This window comes from Knoellia sp. Soil729, from assembly GCF_001427985.1.
In the GTDB taxonomy this organism is placed as follows: domain Bacteria; phylum Actinomycetota; class Actinomycetes; order Actinomycetales; family Dermatophilaceae; genus Knoellia.
Window position 1 is genome coordinate 738,930 of the sequence record NZ_LMSA01000002.1, and the last position, 22,396, is coordinate 761,325.

General features: G+C 69.4%; 22 protein-coding genes and 1 pseudogene. 8 read left to right on the forward strand and 15 right to left on the reverse strand.

Annotated elements, in window-relative coordinates; all coding sequences use genetic code 11:
- Positions 1-50 precede the first annotated feature (50 nt).
- A complete protein-coding gene (locus ASG74_RS08525) occupies positions 51-926 on the reverse strand; it encodes a hypothetical protein (RefSeq protein WP_156465333.1) in 876 nt (291 codons plus the stop codon).
- Positions 927-1,099: 173 nt separating this feature from the next.
- Between ASG74_RS08525 and acs the strand changes: the two genes are divergently transcribed.
- Positions 1,100-3,082 (forward strand): acetate--CoA ligase, encoded by a 1,983-nt coding sequence (acs, locus tag ASG74_RS08530; protein WP_056141483.1) that lies wholly within the window; start codon positions 1,100-1,102, stop codon positions 3,080-3,082.
- A 111-nt stretch (positions 3,083-3,193) separates the two neighbouring features.
- Here the strand turns inward: acs and ASG74_RS17625 are convergent, their stop codons facing one another.
- On the reverse strand, positions 3,194-3,442 hold the full coding sequence (locus tag ASG74_RS17625; RefSeq protein WP_235498866.1) for an AMP-binding enzyme: 249 nt from the start codon (positions 3,440-3,442) through the stop codon (positions 3,194-3,196).
- Between the two features lie 226 nt (positions 3,443-3,668).
- Positions 3,669-4,454, reverse strand: a pseudogene (locus ASG74_RS16925) (AMP-binding protein); the annotation flags it as partial.
- A gap of 239 nt (positions 4,455-4,693) precedes the next feature.
- On the opposite strand from ASG74_RS16925, the gene ASG74_RS08550 reads away from it, so the two are divergent.
- Entirely contained in the window at positions 4,694-5,263 is a 570-nt protein-coding gene (locus tag ASG74_RS08550) for a TetR/AcrR family transcriptional regulator (RefSeq protein ID WP_200942553.1), read from the forward strand.
- Here ASG74_RS08550 and ASG74_RS17320 read toward each other — a convergent pair.
- The 5 genes from ASG74_RS17320 to ASG74_RS08575 form a co-directional block, all read right to left on the reverse strand.
- A complete protein-coding gene (locus ASG74_RS17320) occupies positions 5,232-5,918 on the reverse strand; it encodes a Crp/Fnr family transcriptional regulator (RefSeq protein WP_056141504.1) in 687 nt (228 codons plus the stop codon). The two genes, ASG74_RS08550 and ASG74_RS17320, sit on opposite strands and share 32 nt — an antisense overlap.
- 370 nt (positions 5,919-6,288) lie before the next feature.
- On the reverse strand, positions 6,289-7,869 hold the full coding sequence (locus ASG74_RS08560) for a peptide ligase PGM1-related protein (RefSeq protein WP_056141506.1): 1,581 nt from the start codon (positions 7,867-7,869) through the stop codon (positions 6,289-6,291).
- On the reverse strand, positions 7,866-9,008 hold the full coding sequence (locus ASG74_RS08565; RefSeq protein WP_056141509.1) for a response regulator: 1,143 nt from the start codon (positions 9,006-9,008) through the stop codon (positions 7,866-7,868). Before ASG74_RS08565 ends, ASG74_RS08560 begins: the two co-directional genes overlap by 4 nt.
- Positions 9,005-9,385: a response regulator gene (locus ASG74_RS08570; RefSeq protein ID WP_056141512.1), complete on the reverse strand. Its 381-nt coding sequence runs from the start codon at positions 9,383-9,385 to the stop codon at positions 9,005-9,007. Before ASG74_RS08570 ends, ASG74_RS08565 begins: the two co-directional genes overlap by 4 nt.
- Complete coding sequence (locus ASG74_RS08575; RefSeq protein ID WP_056141514.1) at positions 9,382-12,081, reverse strand: response regulator; 2,700 nt, start codon at positions 12,079-12,081, stop codon at positions 9,382-9,384. Before ASG74_RS08575 ends, ASG74_RS08570 begins: the two co-directional genes overlap by 4 nt.
- A 192-nt stretch (positions 12,082-12,273) precedes the next feature.
- Between ASG74_RS08575 and nhaA the strand changes: the two genes are divergently transcribed.
- Together nhaA and ASG74_RS08585 are read left to right on the forward strand one after the other, a co-directional pair.
- Positions 12,274-13,626 (forward strand): Na+/H+ antiporter NhaA, encoded by a 1,353-nt coding sequence (nhaA, locus tag ASG74_RS08580; protein ID WP_056141517.1) that lies wholly within the window; start codon positions 12,274-12,276, stop codon positions 13,624-13,626.
- A 47-nt stretch (positions 13,627-13,673) separates the two neighbouring features.
- Positions 13,674-14,060 carry a phage holin family protein gene (locus ASG74_RS08585; protein ID WP_056141518.1) on the forward strand — a complete coding sequence of 129 codons (387 nt, stop codon included), beginning with the start codon at positions 13,674-13,676 and terminating at the stop codon, positions 14,058-14,060.
- Between the two features lie 90 nt (positions 14,061-14,150).
- On the opposite strand, the gene ASG74_RS08590 is transcribed toward ASG74_RS08585, so the two are convergent.
- Complete coding sequence (locus ASG74_RS08590; protein WP_327034683.1) at positions 14,151-14,822, reverse strand: NUDIX hydrolase; 672 nt, start codon at positions 14,820-14,822, stop codon at positions 14,151-14,153.
- Positions 14,819-15,601, reverse strand: coding sequence for an endonuclease III (gene nth / locus ASG74_RS08595; RefSeq protein ID WP_056141522.1), 783 nt, complete (start codon positions 15,599-15,601; stop codon positions 14,819-14,821). Before nth ends, ASG74_RS08590 begins: the two co-directional genes overlap by 4 nt.
- A gap of 85 nt (positions 15,602-15,686) precedes the next feature.
- Here nth and ASG74_RS08600 point away from each other — a divergent pair, with 85 nt between their 5' ends.
- Complete coding sequence (locus ASG74_RS08600) at positions 15,687-16,364, forward strand: Crp/Fnr family transcriptional regulator (protein ID WP_056143381.1); 678 nt, start codon at positions 15,687-15,689, stop codon at positions 16,362-16,364.
- A 3-nt stretch (positions 16,365-16,367) separates the two neighbouring features.
- Here the strand turns inward: ASG74_RS08600 and ASG74_RS08605 are convergent, their stop codons facing one another.
- The gene (locus tag ASG74_RS08605; RefSeq protein ID WP_056141525.1) at positions 16,368-17,162 is read right to left on the reverse strand and encodes an MBL fold metallo-hydrolase; all 795 of its coding nucleotides are present in this window, start codon (positions 17,160-17,162) and stop codon (positions 16,368-16,370) included.
- 177 nt (positions 17,163-17,339) lie between these two features.
- Between ASG74_RS08605 and ASG74_RS08610 the strand changes: the two genes are divergently transcribed.
- A complete protein-coding gene (locus ASG74_RS08610) occupies positions 17,340-18,242 on the forward strand; it encodes a hypothetical protein (protein WP_056141528.1) in 903 nt (300 codons plus the stop codon).
- Positions 18,243-18,341: 99 nt separating this feature from the next.
- On the opposite strand, the gene ASG74_RS08615 is transcribed toward ASG74_RS08610, so the two are convergent.
- The 3 genes from ASG74_RS08615 to ASG74_RS17170 are packed head-to-tail and all read right to left on the reverse strand — an operon-like array spanning position 18,342 to position 19,723.
- On the reverse strand, positions 18,342-19,040 hold the full coding sequence (locus tag ASG74_RS08615) for an NUDIX hydrolase (RefSeq protein ID WP_056141529.1): 699 nt from the start codon (positions 19,038-19,040) through the stop codon (positions 18,342-18,344).
- Positions 19,041-19,088: 48 nt separating this feature from the next.
- Positions 19,089-19,562, reverse strand: a complete 474-nt coding sequence (locus tag ASG74_RS08620; RefSeq protein ID WP_056141532.1) for a RidA family protein — start codon at positions 19,560-19,562, stop codon at positions 19,089-19,091.
- Between the two features lie 2 nt (positions 19,563-19,564).
- Positions 19,565-19,723, reverse strand: a complete 159-nt coding sequence (locus ASG74_RS17170) for a DUF4177 domain-containing protein (RefSeq protein WP_156465334.1) — start codon at positions 19,721-19,723, stop codon at positions 19,565-19,567.
- Between the two features lie 37 nt (positions 19,724-19,760).
- On the opposite strand from ASG74_RS17170, the gene ASG74_RS08625 reads away from it, so the two are divergent.
- Together ASG74_RS08625 and ASG74_RS08630 are read left to right on the forward strand one after the other, a co-directional pair.
- Entirely contained in the window at positions 19,761-20,795 is a 1,035-nt protein-coding gene (locus tag ASG74_RS08625) for an ArsA family ATPase (RefSeq protein WP_056141535.1), read from the forward strand.
- Complete coding sequence (locus ASG74_RS08630; protein ID WP_056141538.1) at positions 20,795-21,955, forward strand: ArsA family ATPase; 1,161 nt, start codon at positions 20,795-20,797, stop codon at positions 21,953-21,955. Before ASG74_RS08625 ends, ASG74_RS08630 begins: the two co-directional genes overlap by 1 nt.
- Before the next feature lie 84 nt (positions 21,956-22,039).
- On the opposite strand, the gene ASG74_RS08635 is transcribed toward ASG74_RS08630, so the two are convergent.
- Complete coding sequence (locus ASG74_RS08635) at positions 22,040-22,351, reverse strand: WhiB family transcriptional regulator (protein ID WP_056141542.1); 312 nt, start codon at positions 22,349-22,351, stop codon at positions 22,040-22,042.
- Between the last annotated feature and the right edge of the window lie 45 nt (positions 22,352-22,396).

Consider the following 22,396-nt stretch of genomic DNA (forward strand, 5'->3'; position numbering starts at 1 on the left):
TTTGTCCAGCAGTTAGAGGAGCAGGTATGCCGCCCGCCCGAGGTGCGATCTCAGCTCGCCTTCGCGCGCCGACGCTTGAGAACCTGGGCGGCCACGACGAACGCGACTGCCAGCACGACGGCCAGCCAGATCCACGACGTGTAGGTGCGCGCGGCGGCCTGCGCCACCTCGAGCCCGCGCTCACGCACGGTGTCGACAAAGCCTCCGCCCACGGTGCGGGCCGCGTCTGCCGGCTTCGCGAGCCCACCGGCAGGAACCTTGCTGAAGCCGGCCTGCAGGCCCACCGAGACGATGACGGCGACGAGCCAGGTCAGGACGACGCGCACGACCGCCAGGATGGTGGGTGCCACCCGGTCGGAGGTGGCGGCCCAGAACGGCAGGGCCACCGCGACCGCCAGGAGTGGGCCCCGCGTCCACGTGCCCGGCGACAGTCCAGCAACCAGGGCGATGAAGGAGGCTGCGGCGACGACGCCGCGGCTGGCACGAGCACCGACGGCGAGACCGAGCAGCATCCCCAGGCCGGCGAGCCCGGCCAGGACCGGCCGCTCGCCGGGGGCGAATGTCACGTCACCCTCACTGAGCACCCACGCGACGGCGGTGAGACCCGCCGCGATTCCGAACTTGGGCCAGGCCGAGGCCACCAGGGCGGACACGAGGGCAGCCGCGACCAGCGCACCGAGAAACACGGCATCGCCGGTGCGGTAGCCCGCACCGCCGGAGCCCGACGAGAACGGGAGGTGCATCCACGGCGCACGCCCGCCGAAGCCGGTCGGCCACCAGAGCATTACGGCAAGGACCATCGCGGCCACCGGCCACAGGCGCCTGCCGTGTGCCCACCAGTCGCGGGAGCCGGCCGGAGCGCCGGGAGCCTCGCCGTCGGACCGTCCCTGAGCCTTCACGTCCGCGCGTGTCTGTGCTTCGCCCATGGCGATGAGGTTACTGCGGGTCAGCAGCGGGTGGCTGCAGCGTGTGCCGCTTGTCGCACCGTCCGTCGCAGGTCTGGTGCCTCCCGGCGACAAGAAACGGGCCCACTGTTGATGCCCGGGCCCGGACGCGGTTGCATGGACTCGAAGCGGTGTTGTGCATCACACAGATCCCGATGACGAGGAGTCCCGAAGTGACCGACGACAGCCTGTCCAGCCACCTGGCCGATCTCGACCTCTCTCCCAGCGAGGAGATCAGGTCCCAGGCCGTGGGCACCGAGGACCTCTATGCCGAGGCCGACGCCGACTACGAGGCCTTCTGGGCCCGGCAGGCCCGCGAGCGCCTGACCTGGAGCAAGGACTTCGACCAGACCCTCGACTGGAGCGAGGCGCCGTTTGCCAAGTGGTACGTCGGTGGCGAGCTCAACGTCGCCTACAACTGCGTGGACCGCCACGTCGAGGCGGGCCACGGCGACCGGGTCGCTATCCACTTCGAGAGCGAGGGCGGAGAGGCGCGCACCATCACGTATGCCGACCTGCTGGCGGACGTGTCCCGTGCGGCGAACGCTCTGGTCGAGCTGGGCGTCCAGAAGGGTGACCGGGTCGCGATCTACCTGCCGATGATCCCCGAGGCCATCGCGACGATGCTGGCGTGCGCCCGCCTGGGTGCCCCGCACTCGGTGATCTTCGGCGGCTTCTCGGCCGAGGCGCTGCGGACGCGCATCAACGACGCAGAGGCCAAGGTCGTCGTCACCGCTGACGGGCAGTGGCGCCGCGGCAAGGCGGCTCCGCTCAAGCCGGCCGTGGACGAGGCCCTCGCCGGTGGCAACACCCCCGTCGAGAAGGTCCTCGTCGTCAAGCGCACCGAGTCCGAGGTCGACTGGACCGAGGGCCGCGACATCTGGTGGCACGACCTCGTCGACGGCCAGAGCCCGGAGCACACGGCCGAGCCGATGGACTCCGAGCACCCCCTCTTCATCCTCTACACGTCCGGAACCACCGGCAAGCCCAAGGGCATCTTCCACACGACGGCCGGCTACCTCCTGCAGAACGCCTACACCAACGCCGTGGTCCACGACCTGCACCCCGAGTCCGACGTCTACTGGTGCACGGCCGACATCGGCTGGGTCACCGGCCACTCCTACATCGTCTACGGGCCCCTGGCCAACGGTGCGACGCAGGTGCTCTACGAGGGCACGCCGGACACCCCGCACCAGGGTCGCTGGTGGGAGATCATCGAGAAGTACAAGGTCTCGATCCTCTACACCGCGCCGACGGCGATCCGCACGTTCATGAAGTGGGGCGATGACATCCCCGCGAAGTTCGACCTGTCCTCGATCCGCGTGCTCGGCTCGGTCGGTGAGCCGATCAACCCCGAGGCCTGGCTCTGGTACCGCAAGAACATCGGCGGCGACAAGGCCCCGATCGTCGACACGTGGTGGCAGACCGAGACCGGCGCCATCATGATCAGCCCCCTCCCGGGCGTGACGACGCTCGAGCCCGGATCGGCGCAGCTGCCGATCCCCGGGGTCAGCGCCGAGATCCTCGATGACGAGGGCAAGCCGTTCACCGAGGCCGACAAGGTGGGTTACCTCGTGCTCACCAAGCCGTGGCCGTCGATGCTGCGCGGCATCTGGGGCGACCCGGAGCGCTACAAGGAGACGTACTGGAGCCGCTTCGGCGAGAAGTACTACTTCGCCGGTGACGGCGCGAAGTACGACGAGAAGGGCAACATCTGGCTCCTGGGTCGCGTCGACGACGTCATGAACGTCTCGGGCCACCGGCTCTCGACGGCCGAGATCGAGTCCGCGCTGGTGTCCCACCCGTCGGTCGCCGAGGCCGCAGTGGTCGGTGCGACCGACGACACGACCGGTCAGGCCGTCGTCGCGTTCGTGATCCTGCGCGGTGGGGCGGCCGACGAGGGCGAGGAGACGATCCAGGCGCTGCGCAACCACGTGGCCAAGGAGATCGGCCCGATCGCCAAGCCGCGCCAGATCATGGTCGTGCCCGAGCTGCCCAAGACGCGTTCGGGCAAGATCATGCGCCGCCTGCTCAAGGATGTGGCCGAGAACCGTGAGGTCGGCGACGTCACCACGCTGGCGGACTCCTCGGTCATGAACCTCATCCAGCAGGGGCTGTCCAAGGACTCCTCCGACTGACCTGAGGTTCGACTTATTGCCCGTTTGGTCTCCTTCCAGCAGAGGTTCGCCAACTGCGGGAGTGGGGCCAAACGGGCAATAAGTCGTTCTGGGCCACGGTCGGCGGGCTCGTCAGGTTGTCAGGGTCGTCTTGATCTCGGACTTGAGGACTTTGCCGACCTTGGAGCGGGGCAGGTGCTCGCAGACCCAGACGTCCTTGGGTGCCTTGACGCTGCCCAGGCGCTGCTTGACGAAGGCGATGCCGTCGGCGGGCTCGAGCTCGGCGTCGGGCTGGGCCTGCACGACGGCGACGACCCGCTCGACCCACTTGCCGTCGGCCAGGCCCACGACGGCGCAGTCGCGGACGCCGGGGTGGGCCATCAGGGCCTGCTCCACCTCGGTCGAGGAGACGTTGAACCCGGCCCGTGATGATCATGTCCTTGGCGCGGTCGACGATGAACAGGTAGTTGTCCTCGTCGAGGTAGCCGATGTCGCCGGTGTGGTGCCAGCCGTGGCGAGACGCCTCAGCGGTCGCCTCGGGGTTCTTGTGGTAGCCGCGCATGACGAGCGAGCCGCGCACCACGATCTCGCCGCGCTCACCCGTGGGCAGCAGCCGACCAGAGTCGTCCATGATCGCCACGGTGATGAGCGGTGCCGGACGACCTGCGGAGGCCAGACGCGTCGTGGCGACCGTGCCGTCAGCGATGAAGGGCTCGCTCGGCGGCAGCAGGGACACCATCATCGGCGCCTCGGTCTAGCCGAAGAGCTGCGCCATCACCGGGCCGATCCGCTCCAGTGCCTCACCCAACCGGTCGACGGACATCGGGGCCCCGCCGTACCAGAAGCACTGCAACGACGAGAGATCCGCGCGATCGAGCGACTCGTGGCCGAGCACCATGTAGATCAACGTGGGTGGGAGGAACGTGTGGGTCACGTGGCGCTTCTCGATGTTCGCGATGAACTCACCGACGTCGGGGGCGCGCATGATGACGATGGACCCGCCGTGGCTGAGGATCGGGAAGCACAGCACCCCAGCCGCGTGCGTGAGCGGCGCCAGCGCGAGATAGGTCGGGACACCCGTGAACGGGTACCCCATCAGCGTGATCGCCGTCATCGTCTCGAGGTTGGTGCCGGTGAGCACGACTCCCTTGGGCCGCCCGGTGGTCCCACCGGTGCCGACGATCATCGCCACGTCGTCGACGGCCTCCCGATCGACCCGTTCGTCGACCGAGCCACGGGCCAGGAACTCGTCCAACGTCAACGATCCCGGCGTCTCCCCGTCGAGGCAGACCCACGTGTGCACGGCCGGCAGGCTGTCCCGGATCTGCTCCACCATCGGCGCAAACGACTGCTGATGAATGACGACGGCACAGTCGAAGAGCACGTCGGCCATCTCGTCAACCTGGCCGAGGCGGCCGCCGGGTGTCAGGTCGATGACCGCGGCGACCGCAGCGTCGGCCGACTCGAACAGGCCGATGGCCGCCGCGTCGTCGGCCAGCCTTGCCCCCAGCAGAAGTCGGCCCAGCGACGCGACGAGCTCGTCGACTCGGCCCTCGCCACGCTCGGGGAACTCGGTGTCGCACGGACCTCGCTGCGGGAGGTCGCGCGAACTCGACCTTCAGCAACGGCGTCGTGCACTACTACTTCAGCGACAAGGCTGAGCTGATCATCGCGAGCGTCCGCCGCTACAAGGCGACCTGTGTCACGCGCTACGACGATGTCGTGGCCACCTCCACCACCCCGGCCGAGCTGGTGACCGGGTTCGCCGACAAGCTCTGCGAGACCATCGTCGACGACGCGTCGATGCACCGCCTCTGGTACGACCTGCGCACCCAGAGCATGTTCGACGAGTCACTGCGTCACGACGTCCTCGAGATCGACGCGACCCTCGAGAACATGATCGAGCGGGTCCTCACGCGCTTCGCCGAGCTGGGCTCAGCGGCGTTGAGCATGCCGATCGGCACGGCCTACGCGATGCTCGACGGGATCTTCGAGCGCGCCCTGCTGCGGCACATCGCCGGCGTCCACGGGGTCCTCGAGGAGCTGCGGGCGACGACGGGCGAGCCGCTCCCCCCGCCTTTTCACACCTACCCCCGTCTGACGCAGTTCACGCTGTGCGCAAGGGGTCTGGGGTCCCAGGAACGCGGGCACACGGCATCTCGACGTCTGTTCATCCACCGCTGCGTGACACGCCCAGCGTGAGCCCGTCCCGACGGCGAAGAGTGTCGCGGTCGAGAACCAGGACCCGGCCGCGACCCAGCCGGACGAGTCCGTCGGACTCGAGGCCCCGCAGCACCCGGTTCGTCGTCGGGCGGGTCGCACCGGAGAGCTCAGCGATGTCCGACTGGGTCAACGGGACAAGCACCTGCTGGTCCGCGGACTCTGCGTACTGATCGCACAGGTCGAGGAGCCTGCGCACAACTCGGCGATCACTGGGCAGGAAGAAGGCATCGAGCAACTGGTCGGACAGTCGTCTGACTCGAGCAGAGAGCAGTGTTGCGAGGTGCTGCTGGATGCCGGGATGAGCCGCGCACAGTCGACGGAACTCCTCGAAGCCGACAGAGAGGGTGGTGGTCGCTTCCAGGGCGACGATCGTCGACGAGCGCCGCGCGTTGGACGAGGACACCGAGACGTCGCCGAGGGCACGTCCACGGCCGATGACCCGGAAGGCCACGGAATCGCCTGCCTCTGTGGTCCGGCGCGCCATCACCCGCCCCTCGGCGATGAAGTGGAGCGAGTCGGCGGGATCGCCCTCGTGGAACAGGACTTCGCCGCGTGCGAATCTCCGCCGGTGGGCAAGAGAGAGCACCAGCCGCCGGTCGGCCTCTGACAGCTCGTTCAGCAGCTGCCACTCCATCACGCCGCCCTCCACCCAACGTCTGCATGCGTCGGCGCAGCTGTGTCTCGGTGGGCACACGGCACGCGTACTCGTCGGGACAGACCGCGGGATGCGGTGGGGGCACCGTGGAACCAGGCATCCGCACCGATCACAGAACACCAGAGGAGGCGGCACCCATGAACAGCAACGGCCACCGTCGACGGATCGACCGGGCACACCACCACCCCCACGTGCGAAAGGTGCGTGGTACCTGGGCGTGGGACTGCGACTGCGGCGGCGCGTCGTGCCGCACAGTGCACCCACCGCTGGAATGGAACGACGCCGTTGGTGAGGCGCTGCGTCATTCGGCCACGATCGCCGCGTGAGCGGGTTTGCCAAAGGGCCCCGTTCACGCGCGCACCGGCTGGGGGGCGACGGCCGAGCGGGCCTCCGCGAGGAGGATCCGCTCGGCCCGGTCATAGACCTCGCGGGCCTGCTGCGCCGAGTCACCGACGGCGGTCATGCCGACCCGCCCGACTTCGGTGACCGAGCTGATCATGTGGAACACGACGCCGGTCTGGCTGGCCGGGTCGAAGTGCAGGCCGGTCCGCGCGACAACGTCGAAAAGGTCACCCACCCGCAGGCCGCGCAGGCTCGAGTCCTCGAGATGGTCCGTCGCCATGAGGTGCTTCTCGCGGCCGGTTGGCGTCGTGAAGAGCGTTGTGTCGCCGTGGTAGCGGCCGTCGGTGAGGAACTGGAGGGTGAGGAAGGGGTGCGTCGTGCCACCCTTGCGGAGGTTGACCTCGATGGCGTCTGCCGACCAGGTGTCGCCACGTCGGACGACGACGAAGTCCACCGCGAACCGCCCCAGGACACCGAGCTCGGCCAACCGGACGCCGATCTTCTCGGCCTCCCCCGTGATGGTGCTCGCGTATCCGGGGGCAGCAGGGAAGGTGCACCCGAGGTAGGACTGCCCTGTCGGGCCACCGAGGATCTGGTCGTGGGTCGAGAGGACCTCCACGTCCCCCAGTGGCGTGATCCGCAACTGCACGCTCGGGCTGAGTACCTCGTCGCCGACGATTCGCTCCTCGACGATTCCGCCCCTCTGCTCGAACTTGGCGAGGTAGGCGTCGATGGTGACGGTGCGGCCCTCGAGCTGCATACCACGGACCCGCTCGAGCAGGGCCGCACGCTCGTCCGCGGTACCCGGCTCGGGCAGGTCAGCGAGGTCGACCACGGCGTTTCCGGATCCGGAGACACCTTCGTTGAGCTTGACCATGGCCACCGACGCAGCACGACGTCGGGTGCGGAGTCGGGAAAGCGCGTCCACGATGTCGTCGAGGGAGTTGAGGTCCTCGAACCCGATCGGATAGGCCACGCCGGACTCATCGAAGAGCTTGCGACAGCCCGACTTCGTGCCCAGCGCGAGGTGGCGTGGGTCTGCCCCATACATGGGGATACCGAGCTCGAGCGCCAGGTCGCGCTCCAAAGTGGTCGTGGTGTATGGCACGAGGTGCGACCGGAGCGGATTGGGGACGAGGGCCGCGATGTCGGCCAGGATGCGCGGGCGCTCAAGCAACTTCTCGGTGAGCGGACGTGCTGTCGAGTCCCCCACCGACACCATCGTCAGGCGGGCGCGGGCATGGCTCGGGATGACGCCGGGCAGCAGGGCCAGGTAGTACTCGACGATGGCTGGGTCGACGGGGCCGGAGGTCACGTAGACCATCCGCAGCCGTGGTTGACGCAGCAGCAGGAGCAGGAAGAGGTATCGCTCCTCCATGGCCTGGTTCATGGCCCCGGGCCGGGGGTCGACCCGGTCGAGCGACACGGAGGGCACGACCACGACCGACTCGTCGGGCTCGTTGAGACGCATCGACCGCCACACATCGGGCAGCCGCGACTGGAGGCGGCCGAACGCAGCGTTGCGCTCGTCCTCGTTGAGGTCGGCCAAGGGACGGGACTCGGCGCGCTGTCCACCGCTGACAGTCATGAGGTCGTCCGCGCCGCATCGAGTCCGAGCACCTCGAACGCCTCCATCGGTTTGGCGATCCCACGCAGTTGCAGGGCGCCGACCGGTCGGGTCACGGCGATCTCCGTAGCCCCGGCCTCGACGCGTTGCGTGATGAGGATCTGACCGGCGGCGGCGAGCGATGAGAGCCGAGCGCTCACGTTGGTCACGGTTCCGATTGCCGCGTAGTCGTAACGCCCCTCGAAGCCAACCCTCCCGAGAGTCGCGTAGCCCTGGGCGATACCCACCCCGAAGCCGAGCTCGTGTCCGCGCCGACGCCAACCCTCCGCGAGCTGCTCGACCCGGCTGCGCATCGCGACGGCCATCCGCACGGCGCGCTCGGGTGCGTCAGGGCACGGGATCGGATCGTTGAAGAAGACGAGGAGCCCGTCACCGGCGAAGTGCTCGAGGGTCCCCTCGAAGCGAAAGACGAGATCGCCGAGCGCCTCGTGATAGTCCCGCAGCACCGCCATGACCTCCTCGGGCTCGGCGGTCTCGGCGAAGGCGGTGAACCCGCGCAGGTCGCAGTAGGTCGCGGTGATCTCGGCGCGATGGCTGTCCAGGAAGCCCTCGTCGCCGCTCTCCACGACCAGGCCCGCCACCTGCGGGGAGAGGAAGCGGCGCAACCGGCCGACCCGTTGCAGCTCGTCCACCTGCGATGCCACCTTCTCCTCGAGCTCTCGGTTCCACGTCGCGAGCTCGACGGCCTGACGCTCGATGGTGTCGTGATAGCGCTTGATCCGGATGAGCGATCGCACCCGAGCCAAGAGCTCGGCCTGCTCGAACGGCTTGGTCACGAAGTCGTCGGCTCCGGCCTCGATGGCGCGCAGCTTCTGCTCGTTGCCGGACGCGGTCACCATGACGACGGGGAGGAAGGCCGTGCGCTCATCTTCCCTGAGCCGTCGACAGGTCTCGTAGCCGTCGATCCCGGGCATCTGGATGTCGAGCAGGACGATGTCCGGCAGCTGCTCGGCAAGCCACGCGAGCGCCTCTTCACCCGATTCTGTGCCGTGGACCGTGAAGCCGCGAGGGGAGAGCACGGCGTCCATGAGCTTGCGGTTGGCCTCCAGGTCATCGACCACGAGGACCACGACTTGGTCGGACTCGTTGGGCACGTTCATGGTTGCTCCGTTCGAAGGTGACGCCGGACCTGGTCCGGGAACTGCCGGACGCTGATCGGCTTTTCCAGATAGCCGTCGAACCCTGCGGCATCGGCGCGCTCATGGTCCTCTCGCATGGCGAAGGCGGTCAGGGCGACGACGGGGATTTCGGCAGTGCGCGTGTCGGCTCGGAGCCGGGCCAGCGCCGTGTGCCCGTCGATCCCCGGCAGCTGCAGATCCATGAGGACGATGTCGGGCACAGCAGCCCTGGCACGATCGAGCGCCTCCTCTCCCGACATCGCCACGAGCACCGTGAACCCAGCGAACTCGAGGACGTCGCGAGCCAGCTTGAGGTTCTTCTCGTTGTCCTCAACGAGCAGCACCACCACGCTGGTCACGGGCCTGCACCTCCCCACGTCATGGTCGGCATCGAGACCTCGCTGAGACGGCTGGCGAGAAGTCCCAGATCCATCGCGTTCTTGGAGGTCACGAACTCGATCCGACCCTCGAGCATGCGGCGGTCGGACGCCGTCAGGGTCTTGGAGGTCAGCACGACAATGGGCACGGACGCGGTGACCGGGTCGCTGCGCAGTCGGTCGACCACCTCGAAGCCGTCCATGTCGGGCATCAACAGGTCGACGAGCACGACCGAGGGCCGCGACTCGCGCACCAACCGAAAGACCTCGTCGGCCTGGGTGCACGTGCGCAGCGTCCACCCGGCGGGTTCGAGCGCCAGGCGAGCGAGCTCGATGGCGGCGGGATCATCATCAACCATGACGGCGACCCGGTGGCCCGACTCTTCGGTCCGCAGGGGGACCATGCGCCCGAGTGCCTCCAGGAGATCGTTGCGAGTCACTGGTTTGACGAGGTAGTCGGAGGCGCCAAAAGCGATGCCCCGAGTGCGATCCGGGAGGACCGACACGACGACGACCGGCGTCGCTGCCACGAGCGGGTCGCTCTTGATCGCCGTGAGGACGTCCCACCCGTCCATTCCGGGCAGTCGGATGTCGAGCACGACGACATCGGGATGGACCTCCTGGACCGCCCGCAGCCCGGCCCTCCCGTCCGACAGCACCACGGTGCGCAGGCCTGCAGCTGCGAGGTGGAGCGACAGGAGCTCAGCCGAGCTCGGGTCGTCCTCGATGATGACCGCCGTGGGCCGATCGTCCTCGGCGCCCTGCCCACCCTCCTGAGCGTCCTCGGAGTTTCGATCGCGCTCATCGCCCCGATCCGGCTGCGCGTGGTGCTGGCCCCCCATCGGGCGGGGCTCCGCAGGTGGCAGGACCGTGGGCAGGGTGAAACCGAACGTGCTCCCGTGCCCGAGCTCACTGCGCACCCAGAGCTGACCGCCGTGGAGCTCGACAATGCGCCGGGTGAGGGTGAGCCCGAGGCCGGTGCCCTCGACCTTGCGCGCAGACCTGCTGCCCTGCTGGAAGGAGTCGAAGATCCGTTCCTGTTCCGTGGTCGCAATTCCCACGCCGGTGTCCGAGACGGTCACCTCCAGGCTGTCGGGAAGGCGGGTGGCCGCGACCACGACGCTGCCACCGTCGGGGGTGAACTTCACGGCGTTCGTGATGAGGTTCAGCAGAACCTGCGTGAAGCGCAGCTCGTCCGCGTTCAGCAGTCCGAGCCCAGGATGGATCTCCGTCCGCAGGGCGATGTGATGGTCAAGCGCCCGCTCCCTGACCATGGACAGGGCGTAGTTGATTGCTGGCTCGACGGGGAAGTCGGTCCGGTCCAGCTCCATCTGTCCGGCCTCGACCTTGCTCAGGTCGAGCACGTCGTTGAGCAGGGCGAGCAGGTGGCGCCCCGAGCTGAGGATGTCGCGCAGGTAGTCCTCCTGCCGCTCGTTGATCTCTCCGAACATCCGCTCGAGCAACACCTCGGAGAAGCCAATGACGGCGTTGAGCGGAGTGCGCAGCTCGTGCGACATGCTCGCGAGGAACTCGGATTTGTGCCGACTCGCCTCAGCCAGCTGAGCGCTCTGCACCTCGAGCTGTCGGTGAATTCGCGCATTGGTCAGCGCGATCGCCGACTGGCTCGCGAACGCCTCGAGCAGGTCGCACGTCTCGTCACTGAAGCCGCCCGGGGCCTTGCGCCGGACGACGAGGGCACCCACAATCCTGTCCCAGCGGATGAGGGGCACGACGACGACCGAACGCCACCCCGCGGCATACAGTATCGACAGGTGGGCATCGAGCTCAGCGGTCGCGAGGTCCTCCACCTGCACCGGAGCGCGTTCCCGGCAGGCTCGCCCGATGAGCGTCTCATCGATGTGGATTCGACTGTCCCGCAGCGCCTGCAGCACAGCAGCGCTCGTACCCGTGGCAGCCCGGACACTGAACAGACCGGTGTCCTCGTCATAGTCCACTAACGACCCGCCACGCGCGCCGGAGATCTCGACCGCGTGGTTGACGATCGTGGCGAGGACCTCATCGGCGTCGAGGCTGGAGCTCACGGCCTCGCCCACCTCCGACAGCGCCTCGAGCTGGTTCACGCGGCGCGCCAGTTCCTGGGACCTCGCCTCGAGTGAGCGCATGAGCTCGACGTTGCGGACGGCAAGGGCTCCCTGAGCGGCAAACGTCGTCAGCAACGAGACCACCCTGTCGTTGAACGGTGACACGGTCGTACGCCACACCGACAGCACCCCGACGACCTCCCCGTCGATGAGCATCGGTGCCCCCAGGATGGTCCGGTAGCCACCGACACGCTGGAAGTCGGGGCGGTCGTACTCCGGATCTGCCAGGACGTCCTCGATCTGCTGGGTCGTGTGGTCGAGGCTGACGCGACCGATCATGGTCCTACGGTCGCTCTTGATCGGGGCGACCTCGTTGAGCTCGACGTACTCCGCGCTCAGGCCGACGGAGCGGACCAGCCGGTAGACGCCATCCCGGTTGAGGTGGATGGACGCGATCTCGGAGCGGCAGAGGGTGCGGGCACGTTCGACGATCGCTCCGAAGACGTCCTCCGGTGCCGCAGAGGAGGCCGCGAGGATCGCCAGGATCTCACTCGTCGCAGCCAGCTGTTCCCGCGTCTCGTGGAGTTCGTCGTGCGCGGTCCGGCCAGCCGTGTCCTCCTTCTCCGTGGCAGCCACCCGAGACTCCGTTCCACCCCGGCGATGGCGTCGTCGAGGCCCTAGAACGAGTGTGCTCTCGCCGGTGACTGCGCGACAGAGGAACGCGCAGATGGATCGGCACCGAGCCGGACGGCATACAGACGGTAATCTTCTCCGGAGGTGCGCCGGGAAGTCTGGTCGGCAACGTTGTCTCCGACCCCGAAAGGCCCCATGATCTCCCCCCGGCACCGCGATCGCCTCTTCCGGCGGCCCACCTGGTCCGAGGCCCAGCGCGTCACCAGGGCCCTGCGTACCGAGACGGTCGGCGGGGCGATCCTCCTCGGGGCCGCCGTCGTCGCCCTCATCTGGGCCAACTCGCCGTGGCGCGACGCCTACACGGCGCTCCGCGACCTGCGCGTGGGGTTCGAGCCGTGGCATCTCGACCTGTCCCTGGGGCAGTGGGCCGCGGACGGGCTGCTCGCCATCTTCTTCTTCGTGGCCGGGCTCGAGCTCAAGCGCGAGTTCCTCGTCGGGGACCTGCGTTCACCGGCCAAGGCCGCGGTCCCGGTCATCGCGGCGGCGGCCGGGGTCGCCGTGCCCGCACTCCTGTTCACGCTGACCGTGATGGCGGCCGGCGATCGCGAGGGGTTGCGGGGCTGGGCCATCCCGACGGCCACCGACATCGCGTTCGCCCTGGCGGTGCTCGCCGTCATCGGTTCGCACCTGCCGTCGGGGCTGCGCTCGTTCCTGCTGACGCTCGCCGTCGTCGACGACCTCATCGCCATCACGATCATCGCCATCTTCTACACCTCGGGCCTCGACGTCGTCTCGTTGCTGCTGGCCGTCATCCCCTTGGGCCTGTTCGCCTTCCTCGTGCAGCGTCGCATCGTCATCGTGTGGCTCCTGCTCCCGCTGGCGTTCGCGACGTGGACGCTCGTCCATGCCTCGGGGATCCACGCGACGGTCGCCGGGGTGCTGCTGGGCCTGGTCGTGCCGGTCAAGCCGCGGGCCAGCGTGCCCACCGTCTCCACCCTCGCGGCCGACACCGACGTCGCCGAGCGGCTCGAGCACCGGCTCCGGCCGCTGTCCGCCGGACTTGCCGTGCCCGTCTTCGCGTTCTTCGCCTCCGGCGTGAGCATCGTCGGTGGCGGCGCCAGTGGGGCGCTGCGTGACCCGGTGGCCCTCGGTATCGTCATCGCCCTCGTCGGCGGCAAGCTCATCGGGGTCTTCGGCAGCACCTTCGTCATGGCCCGCTTCACCCGGGCCGAGCTCGACGCCGACCTCTCGTGGAGCGACGTGCTGGGCCTGTCGCTGCTCACGGGGGTGGGCTTCACCGTCTCGTTGCTCGTCGGAGAGCTGGCGTTCGGCCCCGGATCCCCGCGCGACGAGCACGCCAAGCTGGCCGTCATCGCCGGGTCCGTCCTGGCCGCGATCCTGGCCTCGATCGTCCTCCGGCGACGCAACACCGTCTATCGCCGGATCCAGCAGGAGGACTCGGTCGATGCCGACGCGGACGGCATCCCCGACACCTTCCAGGAACGCTCAGGGGTGGACGGGCCACATCGGCCCGGGACCACTCGGTAGGGTCGACACAGTTCCACTGATACCTCCTGACCTGCGAAGGTGAAAGCATGACAACCGAAACCGGACCCGAGCGGACCATCGGCCAGCTTGTCGCCGATGCCACCCACGACGTGCAGGGCATCGTCCGCAGCGAGATCGCTCTCGCCAAGGCCGAGGTGTCCTCGGGCGCCAAGGTCATGGGCAAGGGCGCCGGCCTGCTGGGTGGGGCGGCGTTCATGGGGCTCCTCGGTGTGGTCTTCCTGTTCCACACCATCGCCCGCGTGATCGGCGAGTGGCTTCCCGTCTGGGCCGGCTACGGCATCGTGACCCTGGTGCTCTTCATCGTCGCGGCGGTGCTCGGGCTGCTCGGCAAGAAGGCTCTGGCCAAGGCCAAGCCGGCACCGAAGCGCGCCATCGCCGAGGCCCAGCAGACGATCGCCACCCTCAAGTCCTGACACCCCGAGGCCACGGACTGCGGCGTCGTCCCCCGCTGGGCACGAGGAGCGCAGCCGCGTCGTGTCCCAGCGGGGCACGACGCCGGTCCTTCAGGGGCGCTTGCGCATCCAGTCCGACAGCACGTGCTCGGGGATGGGCCGCTCGACCTTGGGGTCCCAGAGCTGCGTCAGCCCCGCCAGGTCGAAGACCGCGGAGAGCAGCATGGCGGTGAAGCCCCAGACGAAGAGGCCACCGGCCTCGAACCCCGGCCCTCGGTAGCCCGAGGGGTGCGCGACAGTGAAACGTCGGGCGGGGTCCAGCAGCTCCGCCACGGGCACGCGCCCCACCCGCTCGACCTCACCGGGGTCGACCACCCGAACCTCGCCCGGTGTCGGCCACCAGGCGAGCACCGGCGTCACCGCGTTGCCACTCGGGCTGAGGAACAGCGGGGGCATCGACCCCACGACGTCGACGCTCGCCGGATCGACACCGACCTCCTCCTGCGTCTCGCGCAGCGCGGCCTCGACGGGACCGGCGTCACCCTCGTCGACCCGACCTCCGGGGAACGACACCTGCCCGGGGTGGGCGCGCAGGTCCCGCGAGCGCGCCGTGAGCACGACGTCGTGGCCACCGTCGACGGAGGGCGAGAACAACATGAGCACGGCCGACACCCGCTCCGGGTCGACCGGCGGGGCGAACGCAGCGAACGCCTCGTGCGCCTCCTCCTCGACGGTCCTCAGCACCCGGGCCATCCACTCGGGACGAGGCGCACCGGTGCTCACGCCGGCCCTCCCTGCTCCCCCTGCAGGCGCCCGGGCGGCGGGTCGGGGAGCTCGGCGCCCGGAGCCAGCTCGTACTTGAGCAGCGTGAGCGCCCTCGTCGGGTCGGTCTCACCCTCGCCGAAGGCAGGACACCACTGGGACACCGGGCAGGCACCACAGGCGGGCCGGCGGGCGTGGCACGTGCGCCTGCCGTGGAAGATCAGGACGTGGCTGAGCATGACCCAGTCCTTGCGCGGGAACAGCGCACCGACGGCGTGCTCGACCTTGACCGGGTCGGTCTCCTCGGTCCAGCCGAAGCGCCGCGCCAGCCGGCCGAAGTGGGTGTCGACGGTGATGCCCGGCACCCCGAAGGCGTTCCCGAGCACGACGTTGGCCGTCTTGCGTCCCACCCCGGGCAGCGTCACGAGGTCCTGGAGGCGTCCGGGGACCTCACCGCCGAACCGGTCCACGAGCGCCTGGCTCAGCGTGATGACCGAGTTGGTCTTGGCCCGGAAGAACCCGGTCGGCTTGAGCACGGCCTCCATCTCGGCGCGGTCCGCCGCCGCGAGCGCCTCGGCGGTCGGCCACCGGGAGAACAACGTCGGTGTCACCTTGTTGACCGTGATGTCGGTGGTCTGGGCGGACAGCACCGTCGCGACGAGCAGCTGCAGCGGGGTCTCGAAGTCGAGCTCGGCGTGGGCATAGGGGTAGCGGTCGACCAGCGCTCGATAGATCCGTCGGGCCCGGCGCGTGCGAGCGACAGGTGACAGAGCAGCATACGAAGCAGTGGTGGCAGGCACGCAGCCACACTACGGCGGCGCACCGACGACGGCCCGACCACCGCGGCACCGCCGTCGCTCCCACCGCTCGTGTCACACTGTGGCCGTGAACCACGACGTCGTGCGCAAAGCCCCGCTCTTCGCGGCCCTCGATGACGAGGCCGCCGAGAGCCTGATCGCGTCCATGACGCCCCAGCACATGGAGCGGGGGGACGTGCTGTTCCACGAGGGCGACGCGGGCGACCGGCTCTACGTCATCGGCGAGGGCAAGATCAAGCTCGGCCGCTCCTCCCCCGACGGCCGCGAGAACCTCCTTGCAATCCTCGGTCCGGGCGAGATGTTCGGTGAGCTCAGCCTGTTCGACCCCGGACCCCGCACCGCCACCGCGACGGCCGTGGCCGAGACCCAGATCGTCGGCTTCACCCACGAGCAGCTCAAGTCCTTCCTCGAGGAGCGACCCGGCGTCGGCACCACGCTGCTCGCGGCCCTGGCCAAGCGCCTGCGTCGCACCAACGAGTCGCTCGCGGACCTCGTGTTCACCGACGTCCCCGGCCGGGTCGCCAAGGCCCTGATCGACCTCGCCGGCCGCTTCGGTCGTCCGGTCGACGGCGGCGTCATGGTCAGCCACGACCTGACCCAGGAGGAGCTCGCCCAGCTCGTCGGCGCCTCGCGCGAGACAGTCAACAAGGCGCTCGCCGACTTCGCCACCCGCGGCTGGCTCAAGCTCGAGGCCCGCGCTGTGCTCGTGCAGGACATGGAGCGCTTGCAGCGGCGCGCCCGCTGAGCCTCAGCGCACACCCAGGTAGTCGAGCTGGGCGCGGATGCTCATCCGCGCCGCTGGCCAGACCTCGCGCGGCACGTCCGCATAGACCCGCTGCAGCACACCTTCGACCTTGTCGGGTTCCTGCGCCGCACCGTCGCTGAGCGCCTGACGCACTTGCTCGAGCCGCTCCCGGCGGTGGGTGCGATAGAACGCAACCATCGCTGAGGCGTCCCAAAGCGCGGGACCGTGGCCGGGCAGGATGCTGCTCACCTCTCCGTTGCCCGTCAGGTCGGCGATGCGTTCCAACGACGCGAGGTATGCCGCGAGCTCACCGTCCGGGTGCGCGACCACCGTGGTGCCCCGGCCGAGAACCGTGTCGCCGGTCAGCAGGGCAGAGTCGGCCTCGAGCGCGAACGAGACCGAGTCGCTCGTGTGGCCGGGGGTGGCAACGACGCGCACCTCGAGGGCCCCGGCTCGGAGGACGTCACCGTCGGCGAGGTCGTCGTGGCCGCGGCCGACGGCCCGGATCCGGCTGCTCGTGAGCTCGGCGAATCGCGGGGCCGCCTCGGCGTGGTCGTGGTGCCCGTGGGTGAGCACCGTCTGGGTGACGCGAGCGCCGGCATCGGCGACCACGCGGCATACGCGCTGCAGGTGACCCTCGTCGAGCGGACCGGGGTCGATGACGACGGCCTCGGTGCCGCCCGGCTCCATGAGGACCCAGGTGTTCGTGCCGTCGAGCGTCATGGCCCCCGGGTTGGGGGCGAGGACGCAGTGCGCCCGGGTCGTGATCTGCCCGCCGGCCCACGCGTTCTCACTCATCCCCCCACCCTCCCACCCGGTGCACACCGGGCGCGGCAAACACTGGCGATCCTCGGCTCTCTGGCCCTTCCTGAGCACGAACCCCTCTTGGCTCTGGTGGCTTTGCCGCGCTCCAGGCCCGGCCCGTCCTGTGGAAAACCAGACAGCGGGTGCAGCGATGTGAGTCAGGCTGAGCGAATGTCAGTGGCACAGACGATCGAGCGCTTGGGTGGGTGGGCGACCCGGCGTGAGTTGCGCAAGGTCCACCCCCGCCGTGCCATCGAGCGTGCCGTGGTCGAGGGGTCAGTCGTCAAGGTCGGTCGATTTCGGTTCACCGCACCCACGACGGCCAAGGCCCTGCAGCATGCGGTCCGGCTCGACGGGCACCTGAGCCATCTCAGCGCAGCCCTGCACCACGGCTGGAAGGTCAAGACCGTCCCGACGGACACGTGGGTGACCATCCCTCGCAAGCGCGGCGCCCTGGACTGTGACACCGCTGGCGTTCACGTCCACCGCAGCGACGTTGGGCCCGACGAGTCCCGAGATCGCGTGACCACGCCGCTACGCACTGTGCTCGACTGCGCCCGGACCCTGCCGTTCGATGAGGCCCTGACCGTCGCGGACTCTGCCCTGCGATCGGGCAAGGTCGATCGAGATGAGCTCCGGGCCGCTGCGGCGAAGGCGGCGGGTCCGGGCTCGGTGCAGGTCCGCAGAGTCGCCCGGCACGCGAGCGCCAAGGCGGCCAATCCCCTCGAGTCCGTGCTGCGCGCGCTGACCATTGAGGTCGGACTTGAGCTGACGCCACAGCTTCAGGTGGCCGAGTCGGGGATGTTTGCCGTCGTCGACCTGGGCAACGAGGACCTCCTGCTCATCGTCGAGGCAGAGGGCTACGAGACTCATGGGACCCGCAAAGGGTTGCGACGGGACTGCGTGCGCCACACCGAGTTCGCCGTGTTCGGCTGGACGTCCCTGCGTTACGCCTACGAGGACGTCATGTTCGAGCAGGAGTGGCTGCGCTGGACCCTCTTGGCGTGGCTGGCCCACCGAGCCGGGACAAATAAGCCCGCCTGCCCCAAGCACGTTCTCCCGCGGGCAGCCTGAGCACGAGCCACGGCAATCGACTCTCGGCGCCTGCATTTCCAGCGACTCTGAGCACGGCCACAGCGTGTTCGGCCCTGGTTTGCCGCGGCCGGTGCTCGGTCAGGGGATGTCGGAGCGCATGACCAGGCGGTCGCCGAGGTCGACGAGCTCGGGCGAGACCACGGTGAGGAGTGGGGCGTCGGCCAGGAAGTCGGCAACCGAACCAAACCTGGCCAGCTGCTCGAGCGCCACCACCGTGGGTGGCAGCATCACGGCCCTGCCTTCGGCGTATGCCGTGAGGAGACTTTTCGGGGTGACCCAGGCGTCGTGGTCGGTCTCGGTCGTGGTGCCGAGCGCCTCCTGCCCGTGAGGCATGGGGGCAGCGAAGAACCACGTGTCGTAGCGGCGCTTCTCGAAGGGCGGCGTGACCCAGTGGGCGCGAGGGACGAGGTCGGCGACGTCGAGGCGCAACCCACACTCCTCCTCGACCTCGCGCAGAGCGGCCGCCAGCAGCGGCGTGGCCTCCTGGGCCGTGAGCTGCATCCGCTCGGCCAACCTCGCGACCTCAGCCGGGTCGAGGTCAGCTGACCCGTCCTGCGCGTCGACACCTCCACCGGGGAAGACGAACATCGACGGGGCAAAGGCCATCGACGACACCCGGCGCTGCACGAACACCATCGGCCCGTCGCTCGAGTCCCGCACGACCATCACGGTCGAGGCGCCCCGGGGCACCAACGGCTCACCGGGAGAGGCCAACCACGCGCGGGCATTGTCGACCCACGCCTGCGAGAGGGGGGTAGGGAAGTCGCGTGACGGCATACCTGCGTGTCCTGTCCCCAACGGGGGAATTGGTGAGTTGGGGACGAGTCAGTCGGCGACGTGGACGATGATCTCGACCTCGACGGGCGCGTCGAGCGGGAGGACCGCCACACCGACGGCCGAGCGCGCGTGGACGCCCTTGTCGCCGAACGCCTTGCCGAGCAGCTCGCTGGCACCGTTGATGACGCCGGGCTGGCCGGTGAACGCGGGGTCGGAGGCGACGAAGCCCACAACCTTGACGACGCGCACGACCTTGTCGAGGTCGCCGACGACCGACTTCACGGCGGCGATGGCGTTCAGTGCGCAGACCTGCGCCAGCTCCTTGGCCCGCTCGGGCGTGACGTGGCCGTCACCGTCGCCGACCTTGCCTGTCTCGGCGAGCGAGCCCGCAACCATCGGCAGCTGGCCGGAGGTGAAGATGCGCGAGCCGTCCTGCACGGCGGGGACGTAGGCCGCGACGGGCGCCGCGACGTCGGGGACGGTGAGGCCGAGCTCGGCGAGACGGTCTTCGACTGCACTCATGGTCAGGCTCCCTTCGGACGCTTGAAGTAGGCCACGAGGCCGTTGCCGTCAGGACCGGTCAGGACCTGCACGAGCTCCCAGCCGTCCTCGCCCCACTGGTCGAGGATCTGCTTGGTCGCGTGGATCATCAGCGGCACCGTTGCGTACTCCCAAGTCTGCATGTCGCCCACCCTAGTGGAGCCCCCGTAGGCTGGCACCGTGCCCTCACCCGCCCCCTCCACCGACCTCGGCGCAGCCCGGCTGCACATCGTCACCGGGAAGGGAGGGGTCGGCAAGACGACCGTGGCCAGTGCCCTCGCCCTGGCCCTCGCTGCGACCGGCAAGCGCGTGCTCGTCGTCGAGGTCGAGGGTCGGCAGGGACTCTCGCAGACCTTCGACGTCGCACCCCTGGGCACCGACGAGGTCAAGCTCGTCACCCACCCGAGCGGCGGTGAGCTGTGGGCCCTGTCGGTCGACGCCAAGGTGGCCCTGCTCGAGTACCTCCAGCTCTTCTACAAGCTCGGCCGGGCCGGCTCGGCGCTCGAGAAGATCGGCGCCATCGACTTCGCGACGACGATCGCGCCGGGCGTGCGTGACGTGCTCCTGATCGGCAAGGTCTACGAGGCAGCGGGTCGACCGCAGGGCGGACGCGGCGGCAGCAAGGCCACCAAGGGGACCAAGGGCGGTCTGCACTACGACGCGGTCGTCCTCGACGCACCGCCCACCGGCCGGGCCGTGCGCTTCCTCAACGTCAACGCCGGGGTCGCCGACGTCGCCAAGATGGGCCCGATCAAGAGCCAGGCCGACTCGATCACCCGCATGCTGCACGACAGCCGCACCCTCGTGCACATGGTGACCCTCCTCGAGGAGATGCCCGTGCAGGAGAGCCTCGACGGACTGCGCGACCTCGAGGCGGTCGGGCTCCACCTCGGCGCGATTCTCGTCAACCAGATCCGCGAGTCCCACCTCACGCCCGCCCACCTCACGGCCCTGCAGGGCTCCGACGACGACCTCGACGCCCTCCTGCGGACCGAGCTCACCACCGCTGGGCTGCGGCCGACCAACCCGATGGTCAAGGGCCTGATCAGCGAGGGGCGCGACCACGCCCAACGCCTCGAGCTCCAGGACGAAATGGCCCGCGAGATCGCCGACGCCGGGCGTCCGGTCATCGAGCTGCCCGCCCTCGTGGGCGGCATCGAGGGCGGGGGCATCGCCGTCCTCGCCGACGAGCTGATCGAGCAGGGAGCCCTCTGATGGCCGCTCGCACGAGTCCCGAGCACCCGCGCCTCGACGTCGACGCACTGCTCGCCGACCCCGATGTCGGCATCATCGTCTGCTGCGGCGCCGGCGGCGTCGGCAAGACCACCACCGCTGCGGCCCTCGGCATCCGCGCTGCCGAGTCGGGTCGCAAGGTCGTCGTCCTCACCATCGACCCAGCGCGCCGCCTGGCGCAGGCACTCGGCCTCGTCGAGCTCGACAACACCCCGCGCCCGGTGGCCGGGGTCGACCTGGCCGCCGGCGGCTCCCTCGACGCGATGATGCTCGACATGAAGCGGACCTTCGACGAGGTCGTCGAGGCGCACTCCCCTCCCGACAAGGCCGCCCAGATCCTCGCCAACCCCTTCTACCAAGCGGTGTCGAGCTCGTTCGCGGGCACGCAGGAGTACATGGCGATGGAGAAGCTCGGTCAGCTGCGCGCGCAGGCCGAGCGCGAGGGCACGTGGGACCTCATCGTCGTGGACACGCCGCCCTCACGCTCTGCGCTCGACTTCCTGGACGCGCCCAAGCGGCTGGGGTCCTTCCTCGACGGCCGCTTCGTGCGGCTGCTCATGGCGCCGGCCAAGGCCGGTGGCCGCGCCTATCTCAAGGTGTTCAGCGTCGGCGTGGACCTGGCGCAGCGCACGCTGAGCCGGGTGCTCGGTGGGCAGATGCTGCAGGACGTGCAGACCTTCGTGGCCGCGCTCGACACGATGTTCGGCGGGTTCCGTGAGCGCGCTGACGTCACCTACGCGTTGCTCAAGGAGCACACGACGGCCTTCGTCGTCGTCGCGTCCCCAGATCGTGACGCGTTGCGTGAGGCGGCCTTCTTCGTCGACCGGCTGGGCGAGGAGCGTATGCCGCTCGCCGGGGTCGTCGTGAACCGTCTCCAGTCGCTCGGTGCAGCAGCGCTCACCGCCTCCCGCGCCGAGGACGGTGCCGAGCAGCTCGCCGAGCAGGGCGCCGACGACACCCTGACCGCTGGCCTGCTGCTCCTGCACTCGGACCTGGCGTCGACCTCGGCCAGGCAGACTGCCGTCGTCACGCGGTTCGCCGCGTCCCATCCCGACGTGCGGATCTCGACCGTGGCCGCCTCGGCCACCGACGTCCACGATCTCGACGGGCTGCGCGAGGTGGGCCGGCTGCTTGCCGGCTGACACCTCGCCCTGCCCGGTGGGAGACCTGGTCCGCACGGACCGGTCGGGCGCCACACAAGGTGGCGACCCGGCATACGGGCGCTGTCAGAGCGTGGCGCGGCCCATGGTCTTGCTGAGGACCTGGCTCCAGGAGCGCACTGCCGGGTGGCGACGGAGGAGGGCGCGGCGCTCGCGCTCGGTCATCCCACCCCAGACACCGAACTCGGTGCGGTTGTCGAGCGCATCGGCCAGGCACTCGAGTGCGACCGGGCAATCGCGGCACACGACCTTGGCGGTGCGCTGCTCCTTGCCCTGGACGAACAGTGCGTCCGGGTCGGTCCCGACGCACGTGCCGCGCGTCGACCAGTCGGACGTGTTCTGGCTGTACTGGGGAAGTGGTACTGCGGTGATCGTCATGCCTTCTGTCCCTTGGCTGAGGCCCGTCCCTCCCGACTGGCGCTA

What these genes read in the sequence shown, in the direction of transcription:
- ASG74_RS08525 (WP_156465333.1), bottom strand. Translation starts at nt 926, where the DNA reads ATGGGCGAAGCACAGACACGCGCGGACGTGAAGGCTCAGGGACGGTCC.
- acs (WP_056141483.1), top strand. Translation starts at nt 1,100, where the DNA reads ATGACGAGGAGTCCCGAAGTGACCGACGACAGCCTGTCCAGCCACCTG.
- ASG74_RS17625 (WP_235498866.1), bottom strand. Translation starts at nt 3,442, where the DNA reads ATGGCCCACCCCGGCGTCCGCGACTGCGCCGTCGTGGGCCTGGCCGAC.
- ASG74_RS17320 (WP_056141504.1), bottom strand. Translation starts at nt 5,918, where the DNA reads ATGGAGTGGCAGCTGCTGAACGAGCTGTCAGAGGCCGACCGGCGGCTG.
- ASG74_RS08560 (WP_056141506.1), bottom strand. Translation starts at nt 7,869, where the DNA reads ATGACTGTCAGCGGTGGACAGCGCGCCGAGTCCCGTCCCTTGGCCGAC.
- ASG74_RS08565 (WP_056141509.1), bottom strand. Translation starts at nt 9,008, where the DNA reads ATGAACGTGCCCAACGAGTCCGACCAAGTCGTGGTCCTCGTGGTCGAT.
- nhaA (WP_056141517.1), top strand. Translation starts at nt 12,274, where the DNA reads ATGATCTCCCCCCGGCACCGCGATCGCCTCTTCCGGCGGCCCACCTGG.
- ASG74_RS08585 (WP_056141518.1), top strand. Translation starts at nt 13,674, where the DNA reads ATGACAACCGAAACCGGACCCGAGCGGACCATCGGCCAGCTTGTCGCC.
- ASG74_RS08605 (WP_056141525.1), bottom strand. Translation starts at nt 17,162, where the DNA reads ATGAGTGAGAACGCGTGGGCCGGCGGGCAGATCACGACCCGGGCGCAC.
- ASG74_RS08610 (WP_056141528.1), top strand. Translation starts at nt 17,340, where the DNA reads ATGTCAGTGGCACAGACGATCGAGCGCTTGGGTGGGTGGGCGACCCGG.
- ASG74_RS08615 (WP_056141529.1), bottom strand. Translation starts at nt 19,040, where the DNA reads ATGCCGTCACGCGACTTCCCTACCCCCCTCTCGCAGGCGTGGGTCGAC.
- ASG74_RS08620 (WP_056141532.1), bottom strand. Translation starts at nt 19,562, where the DNA reads ATGAGTGCAGTCGAAGACCGTCTCGCCGAGCTCGGCCTCACCGTCCCC.
- ASG74_RS17170 (WP_156465334.1), bottom strand. Translation starts at nt 19,723, where the DNA reads ATGCAGACTTGGGAGTACGCAACGGTGCCGCTGATGATCCACGCGACC.
- ASG74_RS08630 (WP_056141538.1), top strand. Translation starts at nt 20,795, where the DNA reads ATGGCCGCTCGCACGAGTCCCGAGCACCCGCGCCTCGACGTCGACGCA.
- ASG74_RS08635 (WP_056141542.1), bottom strand. Translation starts at nt 22,351, where the DNA reads ATGACGATCACCGCAGTACCACTTCCCCAGTACAGCCAGAACACGTCC.